Origin of the sequence: Actinacidiphila glaucinigra (genome assembly GCF_035918135.1) — a bacterium.
GTDB lineage: Bacteria > Actinomycetota > Actinomycetes > Streptomycetales > Streptomycetaceae > Actinacidiphila > Actinacidiphila glaucinigra.
On record NZ_CP109144.1, the window covers coordinates 42,944 to 63,296 of the forward strand.

Here is a 20,353-nt window from a genome sequence, read left to right on the forward strand (position 1 = left end):
ACGTCGGGGTCGCTCGCGTCGACCGCGCAGCACACGCTGCCGTTGCCGACCGGCACCATCGGCGAGCCGACCTGTCGGCGACCGTCATGGCGTCGATCTCCACGGCCCCGAAGTCCCTGACGGCCACGCCGATCCTGGTGCCCCTGCGCTCCCCCCAGGAAATGGTTGAGGAGCCTCGTCTTGCCCGCGCCCCGGCGGTGACGTGGTCGTCTGGGAGGACGCGATGCTCAACCCGCCGGAGGACCCGTACCACTGCCCGCCCGGCGTGACATGGGCGTACTTCCTGGACGGCGGCCAGGCGGCTGCACCCCCGCCGACCCGTTCGCTGAAGCGTGCGGAGGGGGCGGCGGGACGGGGGGCTGGGGGCGCCCGGGTCTGTGCGGGCGCTTGCGGGCGCCACCCGCACAGACCGCCACCGGCCCGCGCTCAAGCCTCTTCGCGCCAGACCCAGGTGACCCGTTCGTAGAGGGGCTCGAAACCGGTTCGCAGCATGTTGCGCAGCGAGGTGTTTCGTTCGCCTCCCCGCTCCGCGCCCGTCTCGGCGACCAGCCACCGGCAGCCGGCCTCGCGGGCCGCGGCCGCCCGGGCGAGGAGCAGCGCGGACTGGGCACCCCGGCCCCGGGCCTCGGGCAGCGTGGCGCCGCCGAACATGTCGGCGCAGTCTCCGTTCAGGTAGACGCTTCCGACCGCGACGATCTGCTCGCCGTCGCGGACCGCGTACTGCCGCCAGTGCGGTCGGCCAACGCAGGACGCGGCCAGCTCGATCATGTCCGGTGCGCCGAAGCCGAAGGTGGTCATCATGACGGTGGCCCACTCCTTCGCCTGGCGCGGCTCGACCAGGCCGACACGCAGCCCCGCGTCCAGGGGCGGGAGCCCGTCGGGCGCTGGCGTCCCGGCGGCGAGGTCCCACCCGAGCTTGACGAACGAGCTCCCCGCCGTGAGCGCCAGCCTCTCGGCGACGGCGGGCCAGTCCTCCGGCAGGAGCGCGGGCGCGATCATCATCGAGCCCTGCCGCAGGCCCTGCTCGCGGTAGAAGTCCCGGACGCGGGTGAGCACGTCGGCGCCGACGGGCACGTCGTCTGCGAATCCTCCGGCCCGGTTGAAGAAGCCGCTGGGGTCCTCCCGGACGCAGAGGGCCAGCGCGGGCCCGATCCGCAGGGCGGCGGCCCCCAGCCGTTCCGCCGCGGAGCCCGGCGCGCCCGCCGCGAAGTCCCCGTACGCCTCGATCTCCGTGCGCTCTGCCAGCCCGAACGGCACAGTCGTCATCGTCGTCCTCCGCTCTTCACGCTCCGCACGAAGCCGAGTACAGCGGCGGCGAAATCCTCCGGCTGCTCGATGTGCCCGAAATGACCGCTGTTTTCCAGGGTTACCACGGTGGAGTGCGGGAGCTCGTCGTCCATCGCCCGCGCCCACCGGGGGCCACAGATGAAGTCGTACGCTCCGACCACCACCAGCGTGGGCGTCATGACGGCGCCCAGGCGTCCGCGGTGGTCGAAGGCGCCGCCGGTCACGTGGGTGACCCTCAGCCCGGGCAGCCGCGCGAACTCGTCCTCGCGGCCCCAGTAGTCCGCGAAGTAGGCAGGGAGCAGGGCACGCAGGTGCTCGGTCCGGGCTTCGTCGGTGTCCGCGACGGTGTCGTCCGCCCAGGCCGCGAGGACGGGCGCCACCCGCGGGTCGCCCGCGAAGCGGTCCGCGAACTCCGCCAGTCGGGCGGTGGCCTCCTTGGCCAGCTCCTCCGTGTTGTGCGCCAGGGAGTCGTAGAGGACCAGCCCAGCCAGCCGCTCGGGGTACGTCAGGGCGTACCGCTGGGCGAAACCGCCCGCGGAGTGGCCGAGCAGATGTACCCGGGGGAGGCCGAGGTGCTCCACGACGGCGTGGATGAAGCGGGCGTAGACGTCCAAGGTGTACCCGTCGGGGTGGCTCGGAAGCCTGCTCTCGGCGGTCGTCCCGACCTGCGTCGGGTAGACCATCGTGACATCCTCCTCCAGCAGCGGGAACCGCAGGTAGCCGTCGTCGACCCGGGACCCCCGCTCAGCGCTAGGCATACCGCGGGCCCCTGCCCGCGGACCTCGTACTCCTGGGGGATCCCGTCGACCTCGATGACGTGGTGGCCTGGGGACAGCGGATTCATGTGTCGTTCCTCAATGGTGGTGCCGGTCATACCTGCACGATGCGGTGGCTGGCGGGAAAGTCCGACCGGCCGACGATGTTTCTCGGACTGGCGCTCCCGGTGGGGGCTGGTCGCAGCTGCCGGTGCGGATCAGGCGGCGCGTAGGTGCGTCCCCCCTCGTGGCGGGGGACCGCGAGGGGGACGCCACCGCAGCGGCTGCGCGCCGCCGAGGCCAAGGGAAGCAAGGACGGACGCCGCCCCACCATGACGGCCGCGAAGACCGACACCGTCCGCACCGCGTACCTGGAAGGCCGCTCCATCGCGGCCCTCGCCCGCGCCCACGGCGTCAGCCGCGGGCGCGATCCGCACAGGCTGTCGCCGGCCTCCTGCCCGACCACGCCGTCATCGAGGAGGACGTCGCCGCCCCGAAGTTGCCTCCCCACCCCCTATGACGTGCACTTCGGCCTCGCCGAACAGCTCCGCGAGATGCGTGCCGACGTCCTCCAGGCCGCCTACGCCAAGCACCCCGAGCGCTTCATCTGCAAGCCTCCCGAGCCGCCGAAGCTCCCCGCAACGGCCTGGATCAACAAGCCGCCACCAGACGGCCCACTGATCCCGGCACAACGTTAGAACGACCTACCTGCCTTGATCCTTTTGGCAGGTTCAGGCTGGCTGATCCTCCGAGTGATCAGTGACGTCGGGGATCGTGCACACACCGTCGATGCAAGTAGCGGCCGCCGGCACCGTCAGCCTGACGAGCGGGCTCGAGTCTTCCTCTGGCGTCGTGCACGTGCCGTCGATGCCCGTAGTGGCCACCGGTACCGTCCGCTGGGCGATCGGGCTCGGCTCTTCCTCGGTCATCAAGCGGCCTCCCGCTTCTTCTCGGCGAGCTGGCGCAGAATGTCGGCGAACGTCGCCGGATCCTGTGCTCCCGCGACTCCGTAGGCGTTCTCGAACACGTAGAACGGAACACTCTGGATCCCGAGTTGTCGCGCGCGGGCTTCGTCCGCCCGCACATCGTCGGCATACCGGCCCTCCTCGAGTGCGCTGAGCGCCTTCTCGCGGTCGAGTCCTATCTCGGCGGCGAGCTCGGCCAGATCCTTGTCCCGGCCGACGTGCCGCCCCTCCTCGAAGTGAGCCGCGAGAATCCGCTCGACCATGTCGAGCTGGCGCCCCTCCGCTTTGGCCCACCGGATCAGCTGATGTCCCTTCAGCATGTTCGTGTGCCGGAGGATGTCGTAATCGAAGTCCAGTCCGACAGCCTTTGCCGCGGCAACGATCCTGGCCAGCAGCGGCTGAACCTGATCGGCCGTGAATCCGCGGATCTCGAGGTAGTCCTGTTCGCTTCCCTCGAACTCCTCCGGGAGATCCGGCGCGAGTTCATACGCGTGGTACTCGATCTCCACCGGGATTCCGGTTACGGTCATAGCTTTTTCAAACTTTCGCTTACCGATGTAGCACCAGGGGCAAGCGATGTCCGACCATACGTCGACTCGGATCGGATCGATCCCTGCTGCCGCCGCAGGTGCTGACATGGAGTCAACGTCCTCATTTCCTGCCATAACTTTCTTCCTTATTTTCGCAGTGCGGTCCGCACCGATTGCACACGTCGGGAGTCATCAGCTCGAGCATCGGTGAAGTGCATGAAGAAGCGCTGTCATGTCCCGCTCTATCTAACGTTCAGCTCGATACGTCGATGCCCTCAAGGCTTTGTGCTGGGTCCGGGGAAGGCGTGAGTTCGTGCGAGGATCACGACGACGACCGTGAAGATGACGAGGACCGCGACGGCGATCATGAGCGACGCCGATCCGAAGCCGGCGAGGAGGATGCCGCCGATCAGGCCGCCGAGGCCGATTCCACCGTTCCACATCGTGACCATCAGCGGCTGCGCGGCGTCTGCGTGTTCGCGCGACGCTGCCATCAGTGCGCCCTGGAACAGGGTCGCGGCCCCGCCGAACGCCAGTCCCCACGCCGTCACCGCGACGTAGTCCACGACCACGTTCCCCGACCAGAGAGTCAGCGCGACCGCGGCCACGGCGAAGAACACAGTGCTCAGGATGGTGAGGCGCCGGTGGTGCCGGTCGACGAACACACCGGTGAGCCAGATACTCAAGATCGAGGCGATGCCGAATGCGAGCAGAATCCACTGCACCTGGTCCGCGAGCCCGACTCCTGCCAGCACGGGCGCGATGTACGTGTAGAGGATGGTGTGAGCGAGCACGTACACACCCGTGACGACCAGGATGGTGCGAAGACCTCGGATACGGAGGAGGTGACCAAGAGGCAATCGCTCAGCGGCCTTCTGGCCGGGGACGTTCGGCAGCTTCCACATCGTCCAGGCTATGAGGAGCGCCGTCAGCACCGACATGAGGCCGAAGGTCACCTGCCAGCCCACGATCTGACCGAGGAACGCTCCGACGGGAACACCCAGGGCGAGCGCGACGGGCGTGCCGGCGAAAGCGAAGGCCATGGCCCTGCCCTTCAGGGCGTCCGGGGTGATGCGCTGCGCATAGCCGCCGAGGATGCTCCATGTCACGCCGGACGCTGCGCCGGCAACGAACCTCGCCACCATCGTGATCGTGTAGTCGACGGAGAGCGCTGTGACGAGGTTGGCCACGAGAAACCCGACGAGCGCGACGACGAGAAGATGCCGTCTGGGCCAGTTCGTCGTGGCGACCGCCACCGGGATCGCCGTGAGCATCGTAGCGACGGCATAAATTGTCACCGTCTGTCCCGCTACCGACTCGGAAACGCCGAGCGCACGGCTCATCTGCGGGAGCACCCCCGCCGGCAGGGCCTCGGTGAGCGTGGTGATGAAGCCTGCCGTGAAGAGCGCGATGAGAGCTCCGATGGGGAGGCGTTCTCGTTCCGGTGCCTGCAAGATCGCGTCCTGAACCTTGGTCACTTCTTCTTCTTCTTTCTCTGGCACGTCGAAACCGAAGATCGACGATCTGCCACGTCTCGATGCACCGCGATCGCGGCGTCGAAGGCGATACTGCAACCTTGACAGTGATGTGAAGGCAAATCTGTCCGCGAGCGGCTCTCCCAGGAGGCGCCCGCCAGGGGTCTCTGAGGCTGCCTTCTCCCGCCGATCCCTAGACCGCGGGCATGCGGATCGGGCCGGCGTCGCGCACCTGCCCCAGAGCTGAGCGGCCCCGGCGGCGCGGTTGCGGTCCTCCCGCCGGCCCCACGCCGGAACACCACCCGACCCCAGAACTGCACCGGCGCCGCCCTACGACGTGGGCAGAGCGGTCCGCCACGAGAAGGCGCCACGCACGTCACACGCTTGAAATTTAAAGCACATGCTTACCGACTTGCCTTCACATTGATGTGAAGGTGTAAGGGTGGGCCGCGCGTCACTGCCCCGCCTCCTGACGAGCCGGCGGCACCCATCCGCCGGTCGACCACTACTGAACTGGAGATCTTCCGTGACCGTTGCAGACCTCTTCGAGCCGCTCGCGCTTCTGCATGGCCCTGCGATGCGAAACCGGTTCATGATGGCGCCGCTCACGAGTCAGCAGAGCGAGCCGGAAGGCTTCCTCTCCGATTTCGACAAGGAGTGGATGCGACAGCTGGCCCAGGGTGGATACGGGCTGGTCCAGACGGGCGCGACGATCGTCGAGGCCAGTGGAATTGCGTGCGCTCGGCAGCCGGGCATCTTCAGCGACAAGCACCTGCCCGGGCTGGCGGAGGTTGCTGCTTCCATCCGCGAGGGCGGCGGCTTGTCGGCGGTCCAGCTCCACCACGCGGGGCATCGCGCGAATCCGCACTTCGGAGGTGTGCCCTCGCCCGCCTCCAGTCACACGCTGCCCGGAATCTCCGCATTGTCGACCGCAGAAGTGGAGCGCATCCGTGACAGCTTCATCGCAGGCGCGAAGAGGGCCGAGAAGGCCGGTTTCGACGGCGTCGCGGTCCACGGCGCCTTCGGGTGGATCCTGTCGGAGTTCATGTCTCCGATACTGAACGACCGGACGGACAAGTACGGCGGCAGCCTGGAGAATCGCGCACGTTTCACCATCGAGGTGATCGAGGGCATCCGTCGGGAGTGCGGACCTGATTTCCAGATCGGATGGCGCCTGTCGATCGAGCGGTACGGCCTGCGCATCGAGGAGCTTCGGGAGATGACCGCGGAGATCCTCGATCGAGAGTTGATCGACTATCTGGATCTCGCCCTGTGGGACTACAACCAGATCGTCCAGGAGGGTGCGTTCCGAGGCCGGACGATGCTGAGCGTCTTCGCCGATCTGCCACGGAAGGGCGTGCGCCTGGGCGCAGCAGGCCGCATCAGGAGTGCGGAGCGCGCCGGTCGGCTGCTGGACGAAGGGTGCGACTTCGTGCTGATCGGACGGGCCGGCATCCTGGAGCGGAACTGCCCCGTTCTGGTGGAGTCGGACTTCGAGCACGAAAGCCCGGTCCTCCCCGTCCCCGCGGACTTCCTGCGGAGAGGTGGACTGAGCGAGCGTTTCATCAGCCATCTGCGCGGCTGGGGCGACTTCGTCCGACCCGGCAGCCGCTGAGCAGCGGACTGACCGTACGCGGCGGGAAGGGAGCGCGGCGATGGAACTGAGCTGGCTCGGGGAGACCCTGCACTACACCGACGAAGGGGCCACCGACGACGCAATCCTGTTCCTCCACGGTCTGGGCGGCAACGCGAACAATTGGCTGCACCAGCGCCGAGCCTTTGCGGAGCATCACCGCGTGATCACCCTGGACTTCCCCGGCCACGGGCGATCCACCGGAACGTCAGTCCCGTTCGGGCAGTACGCGGCCGCCGCACAGGCCCTACTCGATCACCTTCGAGTGAACGAAGTGTCGGTCGTGGGACTGGCGATGGGTGCCAGAGTGGGGATCACGCTCGCGGCACGATCGCCACGCTGTGTCAGGCGTCTGACGATCGTGAACGGGTACTTGGAGCTTCCGCCGCGCGAGCACGAAAAACGCGTCGAGCTCTATGATCTGCTCCTGAGCCCGGGTGGTGCACGCGAATGGGCCCAGCTGCTGCTCGAAGGCATGGGGGTCTCCGGACACGCCGGCATAGCGCGAGGATTTCTCGCGTCAGCAGATCGCATCGATCCCGCACACGTGAATGCAGTCTTTCACCAGGTTGACGGGGTCGATCAGGCGGAGGAGTTCCGCGGACTGGCCATTCCTGTGCAGCTGATCGTGGGAGAGCGAGATCAGCTTGTCCCCACGTCGTCCACCGAGCAGCTGACCGCGCTCGCCAGAAAGGCAACAATCAGTCGCTTCCCCGACAGTGGACATCTTCCCTACCTGGAGGATCCGGCAACGTTCAATCGCGCACTCGAGGACTTCCTACACGGTCAGGCGGCATCAACGGATGGCGCAACCTGAGACACAGCGCCCAGATAGTCGTCTAGAGCATTGACGTGCTGCATCAGTATGGTTACGCGTTCCCGCAACCGGTCTCGCTCTGCTGCGATCCGGCGAACGAACTCAGGGTCGTCATACTGGGAGCACGCTGCGGCACCCAGGCATGGGAGAACCTCCCGGATGATCTCCGTGGTCAACCCGGCTCCAAGCAGACCGCGAATCTGCTCAACCCGCTCCACAGCCGCCTCGTCGTAGCATCGATAGCCATTCTCTTCACGACGCGGGGTGATAAGACCCTGCTCTTCGTAGTAGCGCAAAAGGCGGGTGGATACCCCGACCCGTTCCGAAAGCTCCTTGATCCTCATCGTCACTCCATGCCACCGGCAATCACATAGATGTGAACCTTTCCCAATCAGTATAGCGTTCAACAGTGCGGAAGCAGTATGGCCAGATAGAAATCTTTTTGGTGGCACCGACCAGGCCGACAGGCCGTCACCGTGCCGCGCGAAGATCGATAGGAAGTTGAGCGCGCTGAATTACCACTCCAGCCGTTTCAGCGGCGCCCGCATCTTTCACTTGTCCCCGAATGCGCGAAGCACGCCCTACATGGGGCGGCGCGGGTCAGCCGTAACCCGACTCCTCGCCCGGATCGCACTGGACTCCACCAGGCCCCTTGCTCACGCCGAGGACGAATCCGAACGTCTCACGCTGGCGTGCCGCGCCGCCGTCGAGGTGACGGCATCCGCTCCGGCCGGAAGACGAGTGGCGGCAGGGGCCGAAAGCGGCGTGACCGGGAGGACCGGCCGCCGGCGATGCTGATCGCGCCGGACGCCGCCGGGCTTCAGGGAAGGGCCCTTTTCCTAGTTCCGGCCGAGCGCATTCAACCGCGCGCAGCGGCGGAGTATCCACGTTCGCCGAAATAGAACAAGTGTACGATGAGTGATGTGGAAGCGGTGAGCACGCGTGATGAGGCGCGTCGCGCCGAGCTCGGCGCGCACGTCCTGCACGTGCGGGCGGACCGCGCGGTGCGCGAGTCCGGGTACGCGGAGCTGCTGGGAATGCTGGGTGAGGTCACCCCGGTGGTGCAGCCCCTGCCGCCGGCCGCGGCGCTCGCCAACGTCGCCGGCGCCTTGCGGTACTGGGACCGCACCCCGTACGAGCTGGCCCAGCGGATCCGGGCCCGGGCTCTGGCGGCCGGCCTGTTCCGTGCAGATCGGTGTGGCCGCCACCTGGGCGGTCGCGGCGGTGGCCTCCGCGCATCCCGGCCGTGGCGGCATCCGCGTCGTCCCTGACCATCATCAGGCGGTCCGCGCGTTCCTCGACCCTCTGCCGGTCGGTGACCTGTACGGGGTGGGGCCGGTTCAGGCGGCGACGCTCGAGCAGTACGGCCTGGCGACGGTGGGCCGACTGGCCCGCCAGCCCCTGCAGACCATCCAGCGGATCCTGGGCGGCCGGGAGGGGCGGCTGCTGCACGAGCGGGCACGAGGCATCGACCCGCGCCCGGTCACCCCGTCCGAGTTGCCGCAGAGCATCAGCGTCCAGCGGATCCTGGACCGCGACACCATCGACCCGTACCTGGTGCGCACCGAGATCCTCGACGCCGTGGTGGACCTTGCCGATCAGCTCCGCGAGCGCCGTCAGGTTGCCCGGGGCATCGCTCTCGGTGTGTCCTTCGCCGGGGGCAGCAGCGTGTCCCGGTCCCGGACCCTGTCCGAGCCGAGCGCGTTCACCGACGACCTGCGGGACGCGGCGATGGCGGTGTTCGAACGTCTCGGGCTGGAACGGGCCCGGGTGCGGGGAGTCTCGGTCCGCCTCGAGCACCTGGTCGACGCTGCAGGCGCACCGCAGCAGCTCAGCCTCGACGCCGGCCGGGAGAACAGCCGGCGCCTGGACCCGGTCGTCGACCGGGTCAATGCCCGCTTCGGGCCCGGCGCTGTCACCCGGGGCGCGCTCGCTCACCGCCGCCGCAGCGCCTGACCCTGGCCGGCGCCGCGTGCACGACGACCTGCCCACCGAACTCGCCCGCCTCCGCGTGATCCGAGTTCCATCTGCTGTAGCAGCTGCACCGGGTCCGCGAGCAGATCTACGAGGTGGAGACCGGCGATCAGCCGTGGGTATCGGGCCCCGCACCGGGGTGGCGCCTGCAGCGCCTTCCGAACGCTGCCGGCCGGCCGCCCCGGTATGTCCTGCACCGCCAGGACTGCTGGCTCGACGACGGCCAGGCACTCACCGGTACCGAAGCCACCACATGGGCCGCCCGGTGGGACGTACGGGCCTGCGAGCTGTGCAGCCCCAACCTGCAGACCACCAGGCCGTTACCGAGTACTCCGCGGATGGAACGTTGCCAGCCAGTGGAACCGGATGCAATCCGGTTCCACTGTCGTCGGCTGGAAAGGTGAACGGGTCTGCCAGCCAGGGCGGAGCTTAACGAGCCCGCCGTATCAGGATGCTCCGGAGCCCTCTCCAGAGCGCTCTGGAGACCAGCATCCCAGTACGCCTTGTCGCGGGCGCATCGTGATCACTGCGCCGGAGTAGCCCACCGCGCACCGAACCGCCCTGCCATTCACGCTGTCGGTATGCGCGCGATCTGGACCGGTTACGTGAGCTTCGGCCTGGTCACCATCCCCGTCCATCTCTACTCCGCGACCGAGGAGCACGGCACCGGATTCCACCAGGTCCACGCGAGTGACGGGGCCCGCATCCGGCACCGGAGGGTCTGCGAGCGCGAGGACGTGGAGGTCCCGCAGTCGGAGATCGCGCGCGGCTGGGAGCGTCCCGACGGCCGCACCGTCGTGCTCCTCGATGAGGACCTTGACGCGCTCCCCCTCCCCACGAAGCGTACGGTCGACGTCCTCGGCTTCGTCGACGAGCACGACGTCGACCCGGTGCTCTACGCCCGCCCGTACTGGGTCGGGGCTGCCGGCGAGCAGGGACAGCGTCCCTATGCGCTCCTGGTGGAGGCGCTGGCCCGGCATGGGACGGTCGCCGTCGCCAAGGTCACCTTGCGCACCCGGGAGCGGCTGGCGGTACTGAGGCCGCGGCGCGGGATGCTCGTGCTCCACACGCTGCTGTGGCCGCAGGAGATCCGTGAGCCCGACGACCTCTCCAGCCCCGCCCCGGTGACGGAGAGGGAGTTGGAGCTCGCCGAGCTGCTGATGGACCAGCTTGCCGGGGTCGACATCGCCGAGCTCCACGACGAGTACGCAGCGGCGCTCGAGCAGCTGGTGGCCGCCAAAATGACCGGCGCCGGGCTGCAGGAGCCAGAAGAGCCGACGCCGGCCGTGGATCTGTTGGCGGCGCTGGAGGCCAGCATCCGTGCGACAGGAAAGCGCTGAAGCAGACAGAACTGCCGCGTGTAAATCGGCTCAGCCTGCAACAGCGACCAGGTCGCCGGTTCGCCAGGAGTGTGACGCCGGTGGGTTTCCGTCGGGGTGGTCGTGGATCCATTCCAGGCCGCCGAGGTCGAGGCGGGTGCGTGCGCGGGTGACGGCGACGTAGGCGAGGCGGGCGTCGGCGTCGCCAATGGGGCCGGGCAGGGGGTTTCCGTGCTCGTCCTTGTCGTCGCTGTCCTTGGGCGGGTAGAAATCGTCGGCGATCTCGACCTGGGGCCACTCGCGGCCCTTGGATTTGTGCGCGGTGGAGATCGTCACCTGTGCGTCCTGCTCGGGTACGAGACGGCCCACCGCGGCCAGGACGGCGTCGGTGCCGTGGTGGTCGACGAGGTCGACCAGGGGCTGCAGGTCACTGCCGGCAGGGTCGTGTTCGGCGTACTCCTGCAACTGGCCCCAGGAGGTGAACAGCACCAGCTCGGGATGGGAGGTACGGCGCCCGTCCTGCAGGTCGCGTGACGCCAGCGCCAGAGCGCGCAGGGCTTCCCCTCCTCCGACCAGCGCGACCCTGCGGCCCTTGGCGAGAAAGCGGAAAATCTGCGCCATGGCGCCGATGTTGCTGCGGCACAGCACCGCGTCCGGCTGGGTCACCTTGCCGACCTCGGTGGGGATCGCCTGGCTGCCTTCCAGGCGGATCGGGGCGTCGGCGATCGCCAGCCACCGGTTGGCCTCCAGCGCGAGGATGGGGCCGAACCGGAAGGACTGGGTCAGGGACAGGGCGGTGCCGTCGAAGCCGGTCATGACGTCCTTGGCGCCACGCCATCCGTAGATGGCCTGCGCGGAGTCGCCGACCATGACCAGCTGAGCGTGGCCGCGTTGGTTGAGCAGGACTTGCTCGAGGACGGGGTTGGTGTCCTGGGCTTCGTCCAGGAGGACGAAGTCGGTGTGGAGTTTCGGGTCGGACAGGCCCAGATTTTTAGGTAGTGGTCGTGTTCGAAGCGGACCGCTCCGGTGTCGGGGTGCTGCAGGTCGGCCCAGGCGGCGCGGGCGTAGGGCAGGATGCGCCAGGCGAGCTCCGCGTGCAGGTCCGCGGTGTCCAGGCCACGGAGCGGCGGCACATGGTGGCGCTCGATGACGGGGTCGGCAGACTGGCAGAACCGGGTCACGGTGCGCTGCGCCGTGGAGGTCAAAGTCGCCGGCCACACGACGCGATTGCCGATGCGCATGGGCTTGGTGATGCCCAGGGCATCGGCGGTGTGCCGACCGGGCAGCCGGGGACCGTTCAGGCGAGCGCGGTAACGGTGGCCGATGGCGGCGTAGGCCAGGGAGTGTGCGGTCTTGCACAGCACCGTGCCGGGGAAGCGGCCGGCCGCATCCTGGGCGATGGACCGGTTGAACGCCACATACAAGCCCCGGCGCGAGGTACTGGCCGCGAGCTGGGTGAGGGTGGTGGTCTTACCCGTGCCAGCACCGGCCTGGATCACCAGGTGGTCACCGGTGGCGAAGGCGTCAGCGGCCGCGATCTGTTCGTCAGTGGGCTTCAGCACGTTGAGCTTCATCGATCTGTGAGGGCGCAACACGTGCGCGGGGTTGGTCAGGTGTCGTCGTCGGTGAGGAAGCCGCGCATCGGCACAGGCGGCAAACCCTCGGAGAGCACGGCCGCGTGGCGGCGCAGGTCGGCCAGGTCCCGCACGATCGCCACGTAGTGCACCACCACCGGCTCCGCCGGGACGGCAGCACGAGCAAGGTCGTGGACGAGGCCCTTCTTCGCCTCGTCGCCAGAGTGGTCGGCGCCGGCTTGCTGATGGCGCTCGAGCTCGGCCGTGACAGCTGCCTGGGTGCAGGGCTCCTTGTGGCGGTGGACCGCGGCGGCGGCAAGGAAGACCTCCCGGCAGGCCGGGCTGCTGAAATGCGTCGGTCGCAGGACCGCCACGAGATACGGGACCAGCTGCGAGTGGTGGAACACGGCCGCCAGGACCATGCGCTCGGCGTGCTCGTCGCGAAGAACAGGCTCGGACGGCGGCTGATCAGGGTCGGGAGTGCCGATCAGGGTCTTGGACATGGGCGCCTCACAGATGGGCGGAGAACGGAGTCGACAGCTACGAGGTTGCCGGAGCAGCAGGGTCGACCGCAGCGGGATGCCGGTGGCCGCGCCTACGGGCGGAGGCGGCGGTCCCTGCCTGTGCGCGGGTCAGGGATCGGGAAGCCGGTCACGGACGTATGGGCGGTGGCGCACCGGGTCGAAGGGCTCCCACTCGGTCCGCGCGTGGTCCGCGGCCTCGCCGATGCCGGCGTGCGTGGAGCAGCGCTGCTTGTGCCAGCGCAACTGCTCGGCATACGGCAGTCCGGTCAGGTCGTAGACCGCCATCAGTTCCTGCGTGAGCGGCAGGCGGCCACCGCCGGGGCCAAGGAGCGGATCCGCTGGCTCCAGGCGCCACATACCCGGCAGGGCACCTGGGTCCTGGACCGGCAGAGGGCAGCGGCGGCGGCTGCGGGTGTGGGCCACGCACTGAAGATGCTCAAGAGGCCCGGGGGCGAGGTAGCGGGTGTAGAGCAGACACACCACCGGCCGAACCGGCAGGGAGGGCGGCGCAGGGGCCGACTCCATCTCAGGACGGGGCGTGAACAAGCCGGCGTCCTGCAGCCGACGCGAGGTCAGACCCAGTGCCCGGCGCATCTCCGCCAGCAGCGGGCTGCGATTGCCCGCCGGGCCGGCCGGGCACACCGCGTGGTGCCGAACCCGGCACCAGGCACTCCCGTCCTGGCCGGCGTGTGCGGCGCCAGAGGAGACGTGCCAGCGCTCCCCTGCAGGGACGGTGCTGGCGGGCAGTTCCTCGGGGTGGAGCGGGACAGGAGTACTGCCGGGGCGCTGGTACCACTCCACACGGTTCCCGCAAACGTCGCACCGGCCGACCTGCGCGGACCGCAGCAACCGGCTGGGACTGTCCGCGTCAATACGCAGCGCCCGGCGGGGCTGGTAGTTCTTGCGGCTGCCGTCCCAGGCACAGCCGTCGTCAGCGAAGGAGTTGTTCGTCGAGCGCATGACCGCAGACGATGACCGCCGACACCCTGCAACTGGGCTGACCAGGCCGCTCAGGTCACCTTCATGGCCGCATCAGTCGTCCTGGCGTTCGCTTCTTAGCGCGTGCGTTCGGTGCTGGTCGCCGTTTCGGGTGGTGTCACGCCTCCCGGCAACTGGGCCCCTGAGGCTTTCGCCGGGCGGTCAGGGAGCAGGCCGCGCGGGAGGTTCATGGCCGGCGCAGAGGGTGCCGAAGAGCTGGTCGAGCGGGGCGCCCAGGGCGTGGGCGAGAGCGTGCCAGGTGGCCAGGGTGCCGATGGTGCGGCCCTGTTCGATCTCGATCAGTGTGCGGCGTGACAGGCTGGTTCGGGCGGCGAGTTCGTCGTAGGTCCAGCCGCGTTCGGCCCGCAGTCGTGACAGCTCCAGGCGGAGCGCGTCGAGGTTCGGGTCGGGCGGCGGAGTGATCGTCACCGCTCTATCGCACGGTGCAGAACCCTGCCCTGTCAGTGCAGACCCCTGCCCTATTTGCCCTCGTCAGGCCGCAAGCGGCAGGGCAGACATCTGCACTACCGTGTGCCGCCACCGGCACTCCCCGCCTCGGGACGCCGGCCCGACAACCCATCAATCAGCAGGGGGGACAGCTCTCCATGGGGCACGGCGCGATCACCCGCCCAGAAGGGCGCGCCTGGACACTCGAACTCCGTCCCGGCCCCAGCGGGACGGTCGTCACTTGCCCGCGGTGCGGCCGCCTACCAGCCACTCCGGAGAGTGCCGCGACACAAGCAGTCGTCGTCACGCATCTGGCGCAGCATGCACGCTCCGAGACGCTCCCCGGCCACCTACGGACGTGCCAGTGCGGGGAAACCGGCTGTCAGTGGCATCAGCGCCACCGCGGCTGTGACGGACCGATCGCGCTGCTGCTGACACGCAGCGCGCACGGCCGGATCTGGCGTCTCGCTGACGCGTGCCGCGCTTGCGCAGCAGCCACACGGCACGCCGCCGCCGTCCACGAACCACACGGCGGAGCAAGCGATGCCACGCCGAGCAACAGCGCTCTCGCCAGTGACGATGAAGCACTACAGACCGCTGAGGAGGAAGCGACGTGGTGGGACGACGAAGCCCTTTACGGCTGATCGGAACGTCCGAGCTCAGGCGGCTACCGCACCACCGGATCTCTACAACCGCATCCTCGATCTGTGCGCTGTTCCGAGTGGCGGACGACGCGCGTCCTCGAAACGATGGTCTACGTCCTTGAATCCGGCTACGGCGCGCCTGGCATTGCCTCACAGTACGTTCGCATGCCTCCGCCCACAGTGTCCGTAGGTACGACCTGCGGTGCCGGGGACGTCTATGCCTGCATCAGTCCAGCAGTACGTGCGCAAAGACGGCGCGCATCCGTCCTTCACGGATGGCACCGCTGAGTTCAGGGCCTGATGGGTCGCTGGACAGACCTGCACAGAGCAGCACGTGCTGCGCGATCTCGAGCGTCTCCCACATTTGGTCGGACACCTGCACCCCGCACCCAAAGGCGAATGGGATTTTGTGTGAGAATTCGGAGGATTGGCTATAGACGCCCCCCAAGGTATGGATTTTGGTGTCGAAAATCGCATACCAGCCCTCTCCGAACTCTAGCCGCCTGGGGTACTGCCACATGGGGCATCGCCACATGGTGTCCCGCCACATCGGCCAGCCGAATGTCTCGGCCAACGCAACCGGCCCTGCGCCGCCCGGGTCAGCGTTCAGCACGATGACGACCATGGGCACTTCCGCCCGCTCGAGCAGCACGTGCGTCGGCCTTTTAGGGTGTTGCCGCGCGATCCAATGTCCGAGGGGAAGATCGATGTGGATCACGGTGGCGCTGTACCCATTTTCGTCGGTGGTCGGGGTCAGCTGACCAGCGGCGGTTGTCTCTTCCATGCGGAGTCTCCTGGGTGCTTCGTACTGAGCCCGTCCTCGTACGGGGTGCTACCGGTCGCCGCGACATTGAGCGGGAGTTGTGTGCACGGTGGCCGGCAGTCTCGGTGTGGATGCCTAACGCCCGTTCCTGTGTCGGAATCGCTGTTGGCGGGGGATCCAGCGCATGTCCAGGGCATGGAGGGCGTCGAGCTGTTCCTGCGAGAGCCTCTGGGGGTTGCGGCGTTTCTCGGAGATCCAGTCCCCCAGGCGGAAGGATCGTCCGTGTTCTGACGTAATGTGATTGGTGGGGACGTTGAGGTGCTGGTGACCGCGCCAGAAGGCGCGAGCTGCTCTCAGACCGCGGACGAAGGCGAACTCGGCGGCACCGCGTGGGCGCCGTAGCAGCAAGGCCAGCGGGTGGTCGAACGGTAGGGCGCCAAGGAGATTCTGCTGGTCTGCTTGCAGGTTGCCGAAGGCGTCGATCTGCGCGTCGAGCCACCGGGTCAACGTGCTGTCTTCCTGGTCGGGGCGAAGGTCGGGGAAGGTCAGGTCTCCACTGCGGGCGGCGGCCAGGGCCTCGGTGTAGGCGCGGTTCCATGAGCTGGACCAGCGGGCGTTCCACCAGGGGTAGATCTCGTTGAGGGCCCGGTGATAGCAGAAGGGGAGCGTGCGCTCGCGGGCTTCCTTGCGGCGTTCGGCGATCCAGCGGCCCAGGCGGATGCCACGATGGCGTTCGTCGGTGCGCGGCGCGAGGTGTCCGTGGTGGGCAGCGTAATCACGGGCGAGCTGGAGCGTGTACTCGATGCTGTGCCTTGGGTGCTCCCAAGTCATGCCGAGGGTGTCGAGGGCGCTGATTCGCTCGGGCAGGAGCATGTGGTTCTGGCGTAGGGAACGCTGCTGGCCGATCCACCAGCCGAGGTAAAAACGGTCGGTGCCCAGGTAGCGGCTGGGGACGTCGAGGTGACCGTGCTCGGCGTGGAAGCGTTCGGCGCTTTCGAATCCGCGTTCCCACACCTTGTTGGGTGGCGCGGCGTGGGTGAGGCTGAGGAGCGGGATGATCTCGTCGGCGCGTTCAGGGCGTGCGGCGATGTGGGGGCGATCGGCGTCGTCGTCGTGTCGGATGTATTTGACGCGGTGGAAGACGTGCTCGTCGTAGACGCTGAGGGCGATCATGACCTGGTAGAGCAGGTGGAAGGGGGTCCTTTTGGTGCCTTCGCCGATGTCTTGGCCGGGAGCGATGTAGACGGGGACGATGATCCGGGAGATCTTGCCGTCTCCGGGTGTCTGGCGCAGGGCGCGGCCGACGGCTTGGACGATATCGACGGAGCTGGTTTTGGGGTCGGCGAAGAGGATGGAGTCGATCGTGGGGATGTCGACGCCTTCGGTGTAGCAGCGGCAGTTGGTCAGGACCGCGCGTCGTGGTGGTGTCCCGGTGTGCGGCGCGTGCAGGGGCGTGGCGACGAAACTTTCGGTGGCTCGGTGGCGTTCGATGGGACTCTGGCGGGAGTTGACCGTGGAAACTTGGAGAGGTGTCTGTGTCGTGGCCGGCATGAGCTTGGCGGTCTCGTGCAGGGTCTCGGCGAAGGCGCTCGCGGCTGCCACGAGGGCGTGGAATGACAGGGTGCGTCTGAGGTCGTAGCGGTGCTGGGCACGTAGCAGCGCGACCTGAGCGGCAGCCACGCGGAGCCCTTCGGTGGTCTGCGTGCTGAGGGTCTGCCGGTTGAGGATGCGGCGCAGTTCTTCATCGGTGATCTCTACGGCGACGATCTCGTAGTCGGCCAGCAGCCCCTGGTCGATGGCCTCGGCGAGGGAGATGCGGTAGACGACCGGGCCGTACAGGCTCAGGTCGTCCATGGACGCGATCTCACACTCCGGTGCAGGGCGCAGGCCTTTGCTGACCGCTTCGTGGTCGAAGACCCGGGGGGTCGCGGTCATGTAAAGGCGGTGGTGGGCGGGGAGGGCGTCATTGCTGTGGATGTTTGCCCATGTCTTGCCCAGGTCGCCCGCGGAGCGGTGGGCCTCGTCGGAGATGAGCACGTCCCATCGAGGCAGATGGAAATCTCGGTGCGCGGCTTCGATCTTTTTCAGTGAAGCGTAGGTGCTGAAGACGTTCACCGGGCCGTCGGCATTGGCAACTTGGGCAGCCAGTTCTTCTGCGGTGTGGACCATCGTGAGGATGCCGTGCAGGGCGGGTTCTTCCGGCTGGGGAAGGTGGCAGACGCCGAGGTAGAGGCCGCGGCGGCCTTCTGTGTGCCAGACGGCTGCTGTCTGTTCGAGCAGCTTCAGCGTCGGCATGACCACCAGGGCGCTGCCGTGGGGGGCCGTTTCCTGGACGGTGTTGAGGCCGACGAGGGTCTTGCCGGTTCCGGTGGCCATGGTGACTGTGACACGTGGTGTGCCCTGGGCGAAGCTGGTCACGCAGGAGCCGACGGCGATCTCCTGGTGTCCTCTCAACGGGGTTCGCAGGCCGTTGGCGGTCAGCGTGGCCACGGTCTGTACCTCCTGCTGGGGTGTGCTGTGCCTGTGCGGTTGCCCTTGATTACAGGGTGGAAGGGCACCTCAGCGACATTTCGGCGCCTTTGACGGGGTTCACCGGAACGAGTGATGAAGGTCTTGACTGGCCATGGAGGAGCTGACGATGGTGCGTTAACGGCGTCTGACGTAAAGGGGAGAACGATGCTGGACATCCCCGTTGCGTACGGTCCGCGCCAGCCGCTGCCGCTGCGAACGCCGTACGTTGTCGGCGAGTCGACGGGCTCGTTCGTGAACCGGTACGCCCACAGCAACGGGATGGAGCTCCACGAGTTCCTTGACCGTGTCGGCCAGGGAAAGGCGTCGGAGGATCCTGCGCGGGTCGGGAAGTACCCCCAGGTCACCGAGATGTACGTGAACGCCGCGGGCCTGCGGTACCTGGCCGTTCTGACGGACCAGCCGGCGGCGTTCCTGCAGCGGATGCTGCCCAGTCTCGCCGAGCAGCACCTGCTGCCCGGTACGGACGAGGCCGTGTGGAAATGGCCGTGGGAACCATCCGAAGGGCACCTCGTGCCCTGCTGCACGCTGTGCGCACAAGACCGCGGGGTCCGAGAGCCGGCGTGGCTGATGTCTGCGGACAGCTGGCGGGTGTGCCCGCGCCATCATTCCTGGACGGACGACTCCCGAAGCGATGACCCCGCCTTCGTAGACCTGGCGGAGCTGCCAGAGACCGTATGGGCACACCGGCAGCGGCAACGATTGAGGCGGTGGTTCGGGCCGGCGGGTGAGGAACTGTTCGCCGACGCCTTCCAGGTCGCCGTCCACTGGTGGACGACCATGCCGCACGCGACACGCTGGGTGCAGCGGGCACGGTCTGCCGGGCTGGAAGTCCGCGCGATGAGGGCGGCACCGCTGGTGCTCTATCCCGAAGCGGCATCGCTCGCGCTGGCCATGCTGCGGTTCGAACACGACGGGAAGCGTGACCCGGCCGGGCGCGCGCGGTGGCTGGCCGGCGTGCAGCACCTGATGGAGGGGTGGGAGGTGGACTTCGGGGTCGGGAAGCAGCCCTTGCTGGCGTGGCTGGAGCGCCACAGCCATGCGGCGGCGCCCGCACCGGCCCACTCCCCCCGTCGTTGTCGTCTGAGGCTGGCTATGGGACACGACCGCATCGCCGCGCGGACCGGCTCGCTGGACAGGCGCTCCTGCCTGCCCTGGCAACTCGGCATGGCAGCTGCGGAACTGTAAATCCAGTCGGGGCACCACATGGGTGCGGCGTCAAGAGCACGTTCCTCGTTCGGGTGACGCAAGCAGCCGTTCCGGCGGGTCGCCATCGCAGAGCGTCACGCTGGTGATCAGCCACGTGGGAAGTGCCGGCGCGGGTCGTCATGGTGTGGCACCGGGAAACCGGCACCGCGGCAGGAGGTGGGAAGCGTGAGCACAGTGGTGGACTCGGGCGGCCTGCTGGACGGCGAAGCGGCGCCGGGCGCGGGGCAGGATGTCGTGGCCCTGTACCGGGAGCCGTACGGGCGGGTGCGCTCAAGTAGCGCGGCGGGGCTGCGCGGGGTGGTGCTCGAGGAGTTCGGGCCGGTGAGTGAGCCGGTGCCCTATAAGGGCCGCAAAAGCATCATCACCTACTGGCCGGTGGCGACCCGGGAGCAGACGGTGGTGTGCGGCAGTCTGCGGCAGTGGCGGCTCGCGGTGGAGCTGGACTTCGATCCGGCCTGGGCAGCGTTCAGTGCCGGCCCGGTGGAGCTGCGGTGGCGGGCAGGAGGCCGCCTTCGCCGGTGGCGCCCGGATTTCCTTGCACGCACGGCCGATGGCGTGCGGGAGGTGCTGGTACTGAAGCCTCCCGACCAGGACAGCCTGCCCGCAGCAAAGCTTCAGGTGCTCGAGGCGGTCGCGCGAGCGGCCGGCTGGCGGGTGCGGCAGGTGCGTGAGCCGACGGGTGTACACGGACGCAATCTGGGGTGGCTGGCCGGCTACCGGTTCCCTGCCAGTGACGGGGACGGCCAGGAGCATGCACTGCTGGCGGCGTTCAGGAAACCGACCGGTCTGCGGGACGGGGTGGCCGCGAGCGGGTTGCCCGAGCTGACAGGGCTGGACCTCGCCTACCGGATGCTCTGGCAGCGGCGGTTGCTGTTCGACATCGCGCATCCGCTGCTGCCCGATGCCATGGCCTGGACGGCCTGAAGGCGC

19 protein-coding genes and 2 pseudogenes are annotated in these 20,353 nt (G+C 68.2%); 9 read left to right on the forward strand and 12 right to left on the reverse strand.

The window, feature by feature from the left end; translation table 11 throughout:
• Positions 1–426: 426 nt before the first annotated feature.
• Positions 427–1,266 carry a GNAT family N-acetyltransferase gene (locus OIE69_RS00230; protein WP_326569902.1) on the reverse strand — a complete coding sequence of 280 codons (840 nt, stop codon included), beginning with the start codon at positions 1,264–1,266 and terminating at the stop codon, positions 427–429.
• Positions 1,263–2,045 carry an alpha/beta fold hydrolase gene (locus OIE69_RS00235; RefSeq protein ID WP_326569903.1) on the reverse strand — a complete coding sequence of 261 codons (783 nt, stop codon included), beginning with the start codon at positions 2,043–2,045 and terminating at the stop codon, positions 1,263–1,265. Before OIE69_RS00235 ends, OIE69_RS00230 begins: the two co-directional genes overlap by 4 nt.
• A 500-nt stretch (positions 2,046–2,545) precedes the next feature.
• Between OIE69_RS00235 and OIE69_RS00240 the strand changes: the two are divergent.
• Positions 2,546–2,740, forward strand: a pseudogene (locus OIE69_RS00240) (IS3 family transposase); the annotation flags it as partial.
• Positions 2,741–2,773: 33 nt separating this feature from the next.
• Here the strand turns inward: OIE69_RS00240 and OIE69_RS00245 are convergent.
• The 3 genes from OIE69_RS00245 to OIE69_RS00255 all read right to left on the reverse strand — a co-directional run bounded on the left by OIE69_RS00245 (position 2,774) and on the right by OIE69_RS00255 (position 5,039).
• Complete coding sequence (locus OIE69_RS00245; RefSeq protein WP_326569904.1) at positions 2,774–2,971, reverse strand: hypothetical protein; 198 nt, start codon at positions 2,969–2,971, stop codon at positions 2,774–2,776.
• Entirely contained in the window at positions 2,971–3,672 is a 702-nt protein-coding gene (locus OIE69_RS00250) for a DsbA family oxidoreductase (protein WP_326569905.1), read from the reverse strand. The genes OIE69_RS00245 and OIE69_RS00250 overlap by 1 nt, the downstream gene beginning before the upstream one ends.
• A 140-nt stretch (positions 3,673–3,812) precedes the next feature.
• Positions 3,813–5,039 (reverse strand): MFS transporter, encoded by a 1,227-nt coding sequence (locus OIE69_RS00255; RefSeq protein ID WP_326569906.1) that lies wholly within the window; start codon positions 5,037–5,039, stop codon positions 3,813–3,815.
• Between the two features lie 499 nt (positions 5,040–5,538).
• Here OIE69_RS00255 and OIE69_RS00260 point away from each other — a divergent pair, with 499 nt between their 5' ends.
• Both OIE69_RS00260 and OIE69_RS00265 read left to right on the forward strand, forming a co-directional pair.
• Positions 5,539–6,627, forward strand: coding sequence for an NADH:flavin oxidoreductase (locus OIE69_RS00260; RefSeq protein ID WP_326569907.1), 1,089 nt, complete (start codon positions 5,539–5,541; stop codon positions 6,625–6,627).
• Between the two features lie 40 nt (positions 6,628–6,667).
• On the forward strand, positions 6,668–7,462 hold the full coding sequence (locus OIE69_RS00265) for an alpha/beta fold hydrolase (RefSeq protein WP_326569908.1): 795 nt from the start codon (positions 6,668–6,670) through the stop codon (positions 7,460–7,462).
• On the opposite strand, the gene OIE69_RS00270 is transcribed toward OIE69_RS00265, so the two are convergent.
• Positions 7,432–7,806, reverse strand: a complete 375-nt coding sequence (locus OIE69_RS00270; RefSeq protein ID WP_326569909.1) for a MerR family transcriptional regulator — start codon at positions 7,804–7,806, stop codon at positions 7,432–7,434. The genes OIE69_RS00265 and OIE69_RS00270 overlap by 31 nt on opposite strands.
• Before the next feature lie 588 nt (positions 7,807–8,394).
• Here OIE69_RS00270 and OIE69_RS00275 point away from each other — a divergent pair.
• From OIE69_RS00275 to ku, 4 genes are all read left to right on the forward strand, one after another.
• Complete coding sequence (locus OIE69_RS00275) at positions 8,395–8,733, forward strand: hypothetical protein (RefSeq protein ID WP_326569910.1); 339 nt, start codon at positions 8,395–8,397, stop codon at positions 8,731–8,733.
• Complete coding sequence (locus tag OIE69_RS00280; protein WP_326569911.1) at positions 8,660–9,418, forward strand: DNA polymerase Y family protein; 759 nt, start codon at positions 8,660–8,662, stop codon at positions 9,416–9,418. The genes OIE69_RS00275 and OIE69_RS00280 overlap by 74 nt, the downstream gene beginning before the upstream one ends.
• A gap of 113 nt (positions 9,419–9,531) precedes the next feature.
• Positions 9,532–9,840: a DUF6233 domain-containing protein gene (locus OIE69_RS44660; protein WP_392567437.1), complete on the forward strand. Its 309-nt coding sequence runs from the start codon at positions 9,532–9,534 to the stop codon at positions 9,838–9,840.
• A 177-nt stretch (positions 9,841–10,017) separates the two neighbouring features.
• Positions 10,018–10,776, forward strand: coding sequence for a non-homologous end joining protein Ku (gene ku, locus OIE69_RS00285; RefSeq protein ID WP_326569912.1), 759 nt, complete (start codon positions 10,018–10,020; stop codon positions 10,774–10,776).
• Positions 10,777–10,806: 30 nt separating this feature from the next.
• Here the strand turns inward: ku and OIE69_RS00290 are convergent.
• The 6 genes and pseudogenes from OIE69_RS00290 to OIE69_RS00315 all read right to left on the reverse strand — a co-directional run bounded on the left by OIE69_RS00290 (position 10,807) and on the right by OIE69_RS00315 (position 18,175).
• Positions 10,807–12,314 (reverse strand): annotated as a pseudogene (locus OIE69_RS00290) (UvrD-helicase domain-containing protein).
• Positions 12,315–12,364: 50 nt separating this feature from the next.
• The gene (locus OIE69_RS00295; protein ID WP_326569913.1) at positions 12,365–12,832 is read right to left on the reverse strand and encodes a DnaB-like helicase N-terminal domain-containing protein; all 468 of its coding nucleotides are present in this window, start codon (positions 12,830–12,832) and stop codon (positions 12,365–12,367) included.
• Between the two features lie 129 nt (positions 12,833–12,961).
• A complete protein-coding gene (locus OIE69_RS00300; protein ID WP_326569914.1) occupies positions 12,962–13,813 on the reverse strand; it encodes a DUF6083 domain-containing protein in 852 nt (283 codons plus the stop codon).
• Between the two features lie 180 nt (positions 13,814–13,993).
• Positions 13,994–14,260 (reverse strand): helix-turn-helix transcriptional regulator, encoded by a 267-nt coding sequence (locus tag OIE69_RS00305; protein ID WP_326569915.1) that lies wholly within the window; start codon positions 14,258–14,260, stop codon positions 13,994–13,996.
• 888 nt (positions 14,261–15,148) lie between these two features.
• The gene (locus tag OIE69_RS00310; RefSeq protein ID WP_326569916.1) at positions 15,149–15,706 is read right to left on the reverse strand and encodes a hypothetical protein; all 558 of its coding nucleotides are present in this window, start codon (positions 15,704–15,706) and stop codon (positions 15,149–15,151) included.
• A 114-nt stretch (positions 15,707–15,820) separates the two neighbouring features.
• Positions 15,821–18,175, reverse strand: a complete 2,355-nt coding sequence (locus OIE69_RS00315; protein WP_326569917.1) for a DEAD/DEAH box helicase — start codon at positions 18,173–18,175, stop codon at positions 15,821–15,823.
• 186 nt (positions 18,176–18,361) lie between these two features.
• Between OIE69_RS00315 and OIE69_RS00320 the strand changes: the two genes are divergently transcribed.
• A complete protein-coding gene (locus OIE69_RS00320) occupies positions 18,362–19,402 on the forward strand; it encodes a TniQ family protein (protein ID WP_326569918.1) in 1,041 nt (346 codons plus the stop codon).
• A gap of 186 nt (positions 19,403–19,588) precedes the next feature.
• On the forward strand, positions 19,589–20,347 hold the full coding sequence (locus tag OIE69_RS00325) for a TnsA-like heteromeric transposase endonuclease subunit (protein WP_326569919.1): 759 nt from the start codon (positions 19,589–19,591) through the stop codon (positions 20,345–20,347).
• Positions 20,348–20,353: the final 6 nt, after the last annotated feature.